The 7786-nt window shown below is 65.6% G+C and carries 8 protein-coding genes; 5 read left to right on the top strand and 3 right to left on the bottom strand.

The features are described 5' to 3' along the window. Window positions 1–529, top strand: a 529-nt coding sequence (locus G3O06_RS45315) for a DoxX-like family protein (RefSeq protein ID WP_205819969.1), incomplete at its 5' end; no start/stop codon positions are given. Window positions 530–542: 13 nt separating this feature from the next. On the opposite strand, the gene G3O06_RS45310 is transcribed toward G3O06_RS45315, so the two are convergent. Next, window positions 543–1595 carry an RNA-guided endonuclease TnpB family protein gene (locus tag G3O06_RS45310; protein ID WP_205819970.1) on the bottom strand — a complete coding sequence of 351 codons (1053 nt, stop codon included), beginning with the start codon at window positions 1593–1595 and terminating at the stop codon, window positions 543–545. A 119-nt stretch (window positions 1596–1714) separates the two neighbouring features. Here G3O06_RS45310 and G3O06_RS45305 point away from each other — a divergent pair, with 119 nt between their 5' ends. The 3 genes from G3O06_RS45305 (at window position 1715) to G3O06_RS45295 (ending at window position 4649) form a co-directional block, all read left to right on the top strand. Further along, window positions 1715–2185 carry a DUF2269 domain-containing protein gene (locus G3O06_RS45305; protein ID WP_174918004.1) on the top strand — a complete coding sequence of 157 codons (471 nt, stop codon included), beginning with the start codon at window positions 1715–1717 and terminating at the stop codon, window positions 2183–2185. 98 nt (window positions 2186–2283) lie between these two features. Beyond that, window positions 2284–3156: a DUF393 domain-containing protein gene (locus tag G3O06_RS45300; protein ID WP_205819968.1), complete on the top strand. Its 873-nt coding sequence runs from the start codon at window positions 2284–2286 to the stop codon at window positions 3154–3156. Next, window positions 3153–4649, top strand: a complete 1497-nt coding sequence (locus G3O06_RS45295; protein ID WP_205819967.1) for a TIGR01777 family oxidoreductase — start codon at window positions 3153–3155, stop codon at window positions 4647–4649. Before G3O06_RS45300 ends, G3O06_RS45295 begins: the two co-directional genes overlap by 4 nt. 59 nt (window positions 4650–4708) lie before the next feature. On the opposite strand, the gene G3O06_RS45290 is transcribed toward G3O06_RS45295, so the two are convergent. Further along, on the bottom strand, window positions 4709–5842 hold the full coding sequence (locus G3O06_RS45290) for an RNA-guided endonuclease TnpB family protein (RefSeq protein ID WP_205819966.1): 1134 nt from the start codon (window positions 5840–5842) through the stop codon (window positions 4709–4711). Window positions 5843–6057: 215 nt separating this feature from the next. Between G3O06_RS45290 and G3O06_RS45285 the strand changes: the two genes are divergently transcribed. After that, window positions 6058–6681 carry a glutathione S-transferase gene (locus tag G3O06_RS45285; RefSeq protein WP_174971299.1) on the top strand — a complete coding sequence of 208 codons (624 nt, stop codon included), beginning with the start codon at window positions 6058–6060 and terminating at the stop codon, window positions 6679–6681. 89 nt (window positions 6682–6770) lie between these two features. Here G3O06_RS45285 and G3O06_RS45280 read toward each other — a convergent pair. Further along, a partial coding sequence (locus tag G3O06_RS45280; RefSeq protein WP_205819965.1) for a serine hydrolase occupies window positions 6771–7786 on the bottom strand: 1016 nt, incomplete at its 5' end.

The following is a 7786-nucleotide window of genomic DNA, read 5'->3' as shown; positions in this document are numbered from 1 at the left end:
TCCGATCCTGCCGGGCGCGATCTTCACGCGCGACACGTGGACGATGCTGCGCGGCGGGAACACCGGCGATCCGGCCGCCGTCACGGCGATGCTCGGCCGCCCGCCGCGCGGGATCGACCGCTTCATCGGCGCGGAGGCCGCCGCGCTGCGTCGCGATGCGCTCGCGATGTGGCGTCGTCCGCTGCTGCGCGGCGCGCTTGCGATCGTGTGGATCTGGACGGCGATCGTCAGCGCGTTCGTTCATCCGCTGCACGCGAGCCTTGCACTGCTCGCGCCTGCGCACCTGACGGGGCTGCCTGCGCTGATCGCGCTCTATGCGGCCAGCGCGCTGGACTTCGCGTTCGGCATCGCGACCGTCGCCGCGCCGTCACGCCGCCTGTGGGTCGCTCAAGCCGCATTGATCGTCGCGTATTCGGCCGTCATCGCGGTCACGATGCCGGGCCTGCTCGCTGAACCGTTCGGCCCGGTGCTCAAGAACGTGCCGATTCTCGCGATCCTGTTGATCCTTTTTTCAGAAGAACAAGCTTGACGTCCTCCCATGCCTAAAGGCCTGGGATTCCCACACCTGGCGATGCACGTCCGCATCGGAGAATGTTCAACGCAGCGTTGGTATCTCGATCATGCAAGACACCGCACTCACTGCAGGTCCACTCCCTTATTCGCAGCCCCGCGATACCTTTCGGCCGCGTCGTGCTGTCTCTCGAACCGCACGACGAACAGGACTGGGTAGAACCGCTTTCGTCGACTTCCTCGAACGTGACTCCGTGCGCGATCGCCTTGTAACGGAGTTTGTCCCGGAAGGACGACCAGGCTGCATCGTAGACGCTCTTCGCCATCCTGGTTCTGCCGAGTTTCGCGGCCGACACGTTGCCGACCGCGATGTAATCGAAGCGCCGCACCAGATCGAGCGCGACCTTGTGCTGGAAATCGGCACGGGCATTGGCCACCTTGGCGTGCAGCTTCGCGATATGCCGTTTGTGCTTTCGCGCCCGTTGCGCTTTCGCGAGCTTCTCGGCCGTGCGTCGGCCGAACTGATCGTTAGGCAGCTTCTCGCCAGTCGAAAGTGTGGCGAAGTCTTTCAGGCCAAGATCGATGCCGACACCAGAACGGATCGGGCGCGCCTGAACATCGGGCATCTCGATCACGATGTTGAGAAACCAGTTGCCACGCGCATCCTGCGCAAAGTTGGTGCCGTCCTTGATCTTGCCTTCGGGAAGCGGTCGACTGTTGAACACACGGAAGGTGTTGCCGGCAAAGCGGAACGCTTCGCCTTCGCGCTTCAGGTCGCGGCCCTTCAGCGGCACCCAACCAAGCGATTTCCTGCCGCGATAGCGCAAGTAACGCCGACGATGCTGACTACGCGACGTCGCGTACTGCTCGCACGTTGCGTTGATCGTGCCCGAGTGGATGCCGAGTTCCTTGCTGCTGCCGGTGGTCAGCACGTTCAGATCAAAACCCGTCGGCCACCTCTTGTGCCACTTGAGCGCGTGCTTTTGCGTGTCGTTGCAAAAGTTCCAGACGAAGTTCACCGCACGGCTTTGTTTGTTAAGCAGTCCGTTGAGCGACTTCACCCGGTAGCGGTAGACACGAATCATGCCGGTCATCCTAACCTGCGGAAGAAGCTGCCTGTCAACGGCACTCCCTTCCTCCCCGCCATGCGCCCCGAAGGAAGTCCCCTCGCGGGAAATGGCGTGGTTTCTCCGAGCAAAAACGGATGAATACCTATCTCGTCATCAAGGCGCTTCACATCCTGTCGTCGGTGCTGATGGTCGGCACGGGGTTCGGCACTGCGTTCTACCTGTTCTTCGCGAACCGCACGCGCTCGGTGCCCGCGATCGCGGCCGTGTCGCGCCTCGTGGTGCGCGCGGACTGGTGGTTCACGACGCCGGCCGTGATCTTCCAGCCGGCATCGGGGCTCTGGCTCGCGCACACGGCCGGCTGGCCGTGGCATACGCCGTGGCTCATTGCGTCGATCGTGCTGTATGCGATCGCCGGCGCGTGCTGGCTGCCGGTCGTGTGGCTGCAGATCGAGCTCGCATCGATGGCGAAGCTCGCACACGCGAACGGCGCTGCCGGGCTGCCGGAACGGTACTGGCGCTATGCGAAGCGCTGGGAGCTGCTTGGCTATCCGGCGTTCTTCGCGATGCTGACCGTCTACTTCCTGATGGTGCTCAAGCCGATGTAAGCGCGTCGTCCGCCGCACAGGAGCGGCGGTGCGGCATGGCGGAAAGCAGTCGATCGATTCATGAGGCATGCGACAGACAAAAAGAAGGAATGCGAATCATGGACTCAAGTGAACTGGTGCTGTACTTCGACGGACGATGTCCGTTATGCGTGGCGGAGATCAAGCGTCTCGGGGCCCGCGATGCGCGACGGCGGCTGGCTTTCGTCGATATCGCCGCGCCGGGTTTCGATCCCGCGCCGCTGGGCGTCGGCCTGCCCGCGCTGAATCGCGAGCTGCATGCGCGCCTGCCCGACGGACGCATGCTGACCGGCGTGGACAGCCTCCTGGCCGCCCATGCGCTGACCGGGCACCGCTGGCTCGTCCGGCTGCTTCGCGTGCCGGTCGTGCGCGGTGCGTTGGCGCCGCTGTATCGCGGCTTCGCGCGCAACCGGCATGCGGTATCGCGCTGGCTCGGCTACGGCGCCGACGCGCAGTGCGACGGAGCGGCGTGCAGTAGCGGTCGCGGCCGAGCCGCCGAACCCAAGGCGGATCGTCCGGCGGGTGACGCTGCACGCAGCATCGTGGTGACCTGGATGTACGGCGCGGCGATCGCACACCTGCTCGTCGGCATGGCCGTTCCGTGGGTAGCCGGCACGCGATGGCTCGACACGTATCACCGCGTCATCGAGCTGCATTTCTGGGCGGGAGCGGCGCCCGATCCGGCGCGTGCGCAGCAGATCTGGTGGATGTCGCTGATCGGCGCGACGGTGCAATGCGCATCGGTCTGGATGCTGGCGCTCGTCCACCTCGGCAACCGGCTGCGCCGGCGCGAAGTGTGGGGCTGGCTGCTGGCCGGCCTGTTGATCTGGGCGCCGCAGGACATGCTGTTTTCATTGCAGGCCCATGTATCGGGCCACGTGGCGATCGACGCGGCGGCACTCGTCGCGATGGTGCCGCCGCTCGTCTGGCTGTGGAGGAGAGATACCGTATGAACACCTTGCCTGCGTACAACTGGGCGCTCAACCTGCTGATCGTGCAGGGCGCGATGGGCGCATTCGATACGCTCTATCACCATGAACTCACGCAGGATCTGCCGCACAGCCCGGGGGCGCGGCTCGAGCTGGCGATTCACGCGGTGCGTTCCGTGCTCTACGGCCTCGTGTTCGCGTCGATCGCGAACGTCGCGTTTCATGGCGCGTGGGTCGCGGCCCTCGCGGCGGTGGTGGTCGTCGAGGTGGTGCTGACGCTGTGGGATTTCGTCGTCGAGGACCAGAGCCGCAAATTGCCGGCGACCGAGCGTGTGCTGCACACGCTGCTGGCCGTCAACGGCGGCGCGCTGTTCGGGATGATCGCGATGCAGCTGGCCGCGTGGGCACACGAGCCGACCGCGCTGCAGGCGCTCGATCTCGGCTGGCGCGGCTGGTTGCTGAGCCTCTTTGCCGTCGGCGTGACGGTATCGGGAATCCGCGACGGGATCGCGGCCTGCCGGATCGCGCACCGCGCGCCGGTCGCCAATCCGTTCGCGGGGCAGCCGCCGGGGAACGTGCTCGTGACCGGCGGGACCGGCTTCATCGGCGAAACCCTCGTGAACCAGCTGCTCGAAGCGGGGCATGCGGTCACGTTGCTGGCGCGCGATCCGCTGCGCGCGGCGTATCAGTTTCATGGCCGCGTGCGTAGCGTGACGGCCGTCGAACAGTTGCAGCCGCACGAACGTTTCGACACGGTCATCAATCTCGCGGGGGCGCCGGTGCTGGGCGCACGCTGGAGCAAGCGCCGGCAGGCGGTGCTGCTCGCGAGCCGCGTCGGCGTCACGGAATCGCTGATGCGCTGGGTCGAGACTGCCGAGGTCAAGCCGCGCACGTGGATCCAGGCATCGGCGATCGGTTACTACGGCGTGCGCCCTGCCGACGAGCGGCTCGACGAGGGCAGCAGCGCCGGCACCGGCTTCATGTCCGAGCTGTGCCGGCAGTGGGAGCAGTCCGCGCAGGCGCAGCGCCACGGCGTGCGCTCGGTCGTGCTGCGGCTGGGCGTCGTGTTCGGCCCCGGCGGCGCGCTGCGCCCGATGCTGCTGCCGCATTACTTCGGGATGGGCGGGCGCTTCGGCGACGGCACGCAGGTGATGAGCTGGATCCACCGGGACGACGTGCTGCGGATCATCGCGCGTGCGATGGCGAACCCGGGCATGCACGGCGTCTACAACGCGGTCGCGCCCGCGCCGCTGACCCAGCGCGAGTTCGTGCAGGTCGTGTCGAAGGTGCTGCATCGTCCGGCCTGGCTGCACGTGCCCGCCGCGCCGCTGCGCATCGCGATGGGCGAGATGGCCGAGCTGCTGCTGGACGGCCAGCGGGTGATGCCGGCGCGGCTGCATCAGGACGGATTCATGTTCCGGTTTCCGACGGCCGAGCATGCGCTGCGTGACCTGACGAATCGGCCGCACGCGGATTTTCCGCGTACGGCCTGTCGTTTGCCACGTGGTCGTGTTTGACTGCTCTCCTCCCTGAGAGAAGGAGATTCCCACTTCACTGAATGCAACCCGACATCGCCTCAAAGAGACATGGGACTTACGCTTTCTCCATGGGCTGACGCCGCCAGTCCGGCGGCCAAAACGTTACGCGCTGCGTTGATGTCGCGGTTGTGGGGCGTCCCGCATTCTGGACAAACCCACGCGCGCATTTTCAACGGCAGCTTGGCTACGATATGCCCGCAGCCGGAACATCGCTTGCTGGACGGATGCCAGCGATCGATGCCGATCAGTGTGCGGCCGTACCATTTGGCTTTGTACGTCAGTTGCCGCACGAATTCCGACCAGCCTGCATCGCTGATCGATTTCGCGAGTCTTCGATTCTTCAGCATGTGGCTGACGGAAAGGCTTTCGATGGCGATCACTTGGTTTTCGTTGATCAGCCGGGTCGAAAGCTTGTGCAGGAAATCCCTGCGGCGGTCCGCTATCCGAGCATGCATGCGAGCGACTTTGAGCCTGGCCTTCCTGCGATTGGCGGAACCTATTTGTTTCTTCGCCAACCTCCGTTGCAACTTGGCGAGCTTTGCTTCGGTCTTGCGAAACTCGTTCGGTGCAACGATCTTCTCGCCAGTCGAAAGAACGACAAAATCTGTCAACCCGAAGTCGATGCCGACCTTGTTTGTCGATTCCGATTTTGCGGAAACCACGTCGTTGCAAAGCATTGAAACGTGGTATCGGCCGACAGCGTCCTTCGACACTGTGACGGTCGTCACTGTCGTGCCTTTGGGAATCGTACGCGACCAGCGGATCGCGAGCGGCGTATCCATCTTCGCCAGCTTCAGCGAAGTGCCGTCCCACCTGAAGGCGCTTGCCGTGTACGTGGCCGACTGCGCGCCGTCCTTGCGTCGGAAGCTAGGATACTTCGCCCGCTTGGCGAAGAAGTTCGCGAATGCTGTCTGCAAATGGCGCAGCGCCTGCTGGAGCGGAACCGAACTCACTTCGTTCAGCCACGAATGCTCAGGGGTTTTCTTCAGCGCGGTGAGCGCGGCGGAAGTCTCGTGATACCCGACACGCACCTGACGCTGCTGCCATGCATCGGTGCGCATGCTCAGCATGTGGTTATACATAAAACGCGCGCACCCAAATGTCCGGGCAAGAATCGCTTTTTGCTCGGGTGTCGGGTAGAACCGGAATCGGTAGGCGCGCTTGATGTCCATGCCTTGAACATGTCATAGGTTTGCGTTTGCCTCAAGCGTTGGGAGAAGCGGCAGTTCGGCCGCGCTCCTTTCATTCCCCGCACCGCGCCCTGAAGGAAGTCCCCTTGGGGAAAGGACGAGGGTTCTCGGAGCAAACCTGATAAATTCGACGTGACCGCGTTCGGGACGTGTCGTGCGTCCCGGGCGCTCCGCATCCGACCTCACAAGGAGACTGCATGCTGCACATCCTCGGCAAGATCCCGTCCATCAACGTTCGCAAGGTGCTGTGGCTGTGCACCGAGCTGAACCTGCCGTTCGAACAGGAAGACTGGGGCGCGGGCTTCCGCACGACCAACGATCCGGGCTATCTCGCGCTGAATCCGAACGGTCTCGTGCCCGTCATCAAGGACGACGATTTCGTACTCTGGGAATCGAACACGATCATCCGCTACCTCGCGAACCGCTATGGCGGCGACGCGCTGTATCCGGCCGAGCCGCAGGCGCGCGCGCGGGTCGATCAATGGATCGACTGGCAGGGCGCGGACCTGAACCGCTCGTGGGTCGGCGCGTTCCTCGGCCTCGTGCGGAAATCGCCCGATCACCAGGATCCAGCCGGCATTGCGCAGTCGATCGCGGGCTGGACGAAGCACATGCAGGTGCTGAACGCGCGGCTCGAAGCGACCGGCGCGTACGTGGCCGGCAACGGCTTCACGCTCGCGGACATTCCGATCGGCCTGTCGGTGAACCGCTGGTTCGGCACGCCGTTCGAGCATCCGGATTTCCCGGCGGTGTCGCGCTATATCGAACGTCTCGCGACGCGCGAAGGCTTCCAGAAGTACGCGGGCAGCGCGAACCCGTGATGTGTTGCAGGTAGTACGCGGCGAGGCGGTGTGGCAAGCGCCGCCGCGCTCGCGTCATGACCGGTATGCACGGGCCCGCGGGCCTGTTGTCACGCGCCGGGCGCCGGCACCGCGTCGAGCACGCGCGCGAGAAACGCCTCGTGGTTCCACGCGGATTCCGGCCGCGACAGCCCGAGCCGCACGACCACCAGTTGACGGCTCGGCACCACGCTCACGAACTGGCCTTCATGGCCAACCGCATGAAACGCGTCAGCCGGCATCGCGGCCGCATGCGGATCGCGATCGTTGAACGGCTCCGGCACCTTGACCCACAGCTGCGCGCCGTACTCCTGCCGCTCCGACTGCGGCGTCGCGCGCGTCAGGTAGCGCACCCAGCCTTCCGGCAGCAGCCGCTGCCCGTCCCACACGCCGTCCTGCAGCAGCAGCTGCCCGAAGCGCGCCCAGTCGCGCGCGCTCGCATACATGTACGACGCGCTGACGAGCGTGCCGGCCGCATCGGGCTCGAACACCGCGCTGCGCATCCCGAGCGGCGCGAACAGCGCACGGCGCGGAAGCGCGAGGTAGTCGCCGTCGCTGCCGCCCAGCGCTTCGCGCATCACGCGCGCGACGATCGCGCTCGTGCCGCTCGAGTAGGACCACCGCGTGCCGGGTGTCGCGGCGAGCGGCTTTGCCGACGCAAACCGCGCGGTATCGGGCTGCGCGTACAGCATCAACGCGACGTCGGACAGCGGGTCGTCGTAGTCCTCGTTGAATTGCAGGCCGCTCGTCATCCGCAGCAGCTCGTCGAGCGTGATGGCCGCGCGCGGATCGCCGCTGTCTCGCCATTCGGGCAGCAGCGCCGACGCATCGGGCGACAGCTTGCGCTGAGCGACGAGCCTGCCGACCAGCGCGGCCGTCACGGTCTTCGTCATCGACCAGCCGGGCAGCGGCGTGTCGGCCGTGAAGCCGGGCGCATAGCGTTCGGCGATCACCTGGCCGCGCCACATCACGACGACCGCGCGCGTGCGCCGCGGCCGTGCCGGATCGGGCTCGTCGAACGCGCGGTCGAGCGCGGTCTGCAGCTTTTGTGCATCGATGCCGGCCGGCGGCGTGGCCGGTGCCGGTA

This window comes from Burkholderia sp. Ac-20345, assembly GCF_017104825.1.
GTDB lineage: Bacteria > Pseudomonadota > Gammaproteobacteria > Burkholderiales > Burkholderiaceae > Burkholderia > Burkholderia lata_B.
Note: the sequence above shows the minus strand (reverse complement) of the source record. Positions and strands in the feature narration are given on the sequence as shown.

Coding starts and splice junctions, on each gene's coding strand:
- G3O06_RS45290 (WP_205819966.1), bottom strand. CDS start 5,842: ATGGACATCAAGCGCGCCTACCGATTCCGGTTCTACCCGACACCCGAG.
- G3O06_RS45310 (WP_205819970.1), bottom strand. CDS start 1,595: ATGATTCGTGTCTACCGCTACCGGGTGAAGTCGCTCAACGGACTGCTT.
- G3O06_RS45305 (WP_174918004.1), top strand. CDS start 1,715: ATGAATACCTATCTCGTCATCAAGGCGCTTCACATCCTGTCGTCGGTG.
- G3O06_RS45285 (WP_174971299.1), top strand. CDS start 6,058: ATGCTGCACATCCTCGGCAAGATCCCGTCCATCAACGTTCGCAAGGTG.
- G3O06_RS45295 (WP_205819967.1), top strand. CDS start 3,153: ATGAACACCTTGCCTGCGTACAACTGGGCGCTCAACCTGCTGATCGTG.
- G3O06_RS45300 (WP_205819968.1), top strand. CDS start 2,284: ATGGACTCAAGTGAACTGGTGCTGTACTTCGACGGACGATGTCCGTTA.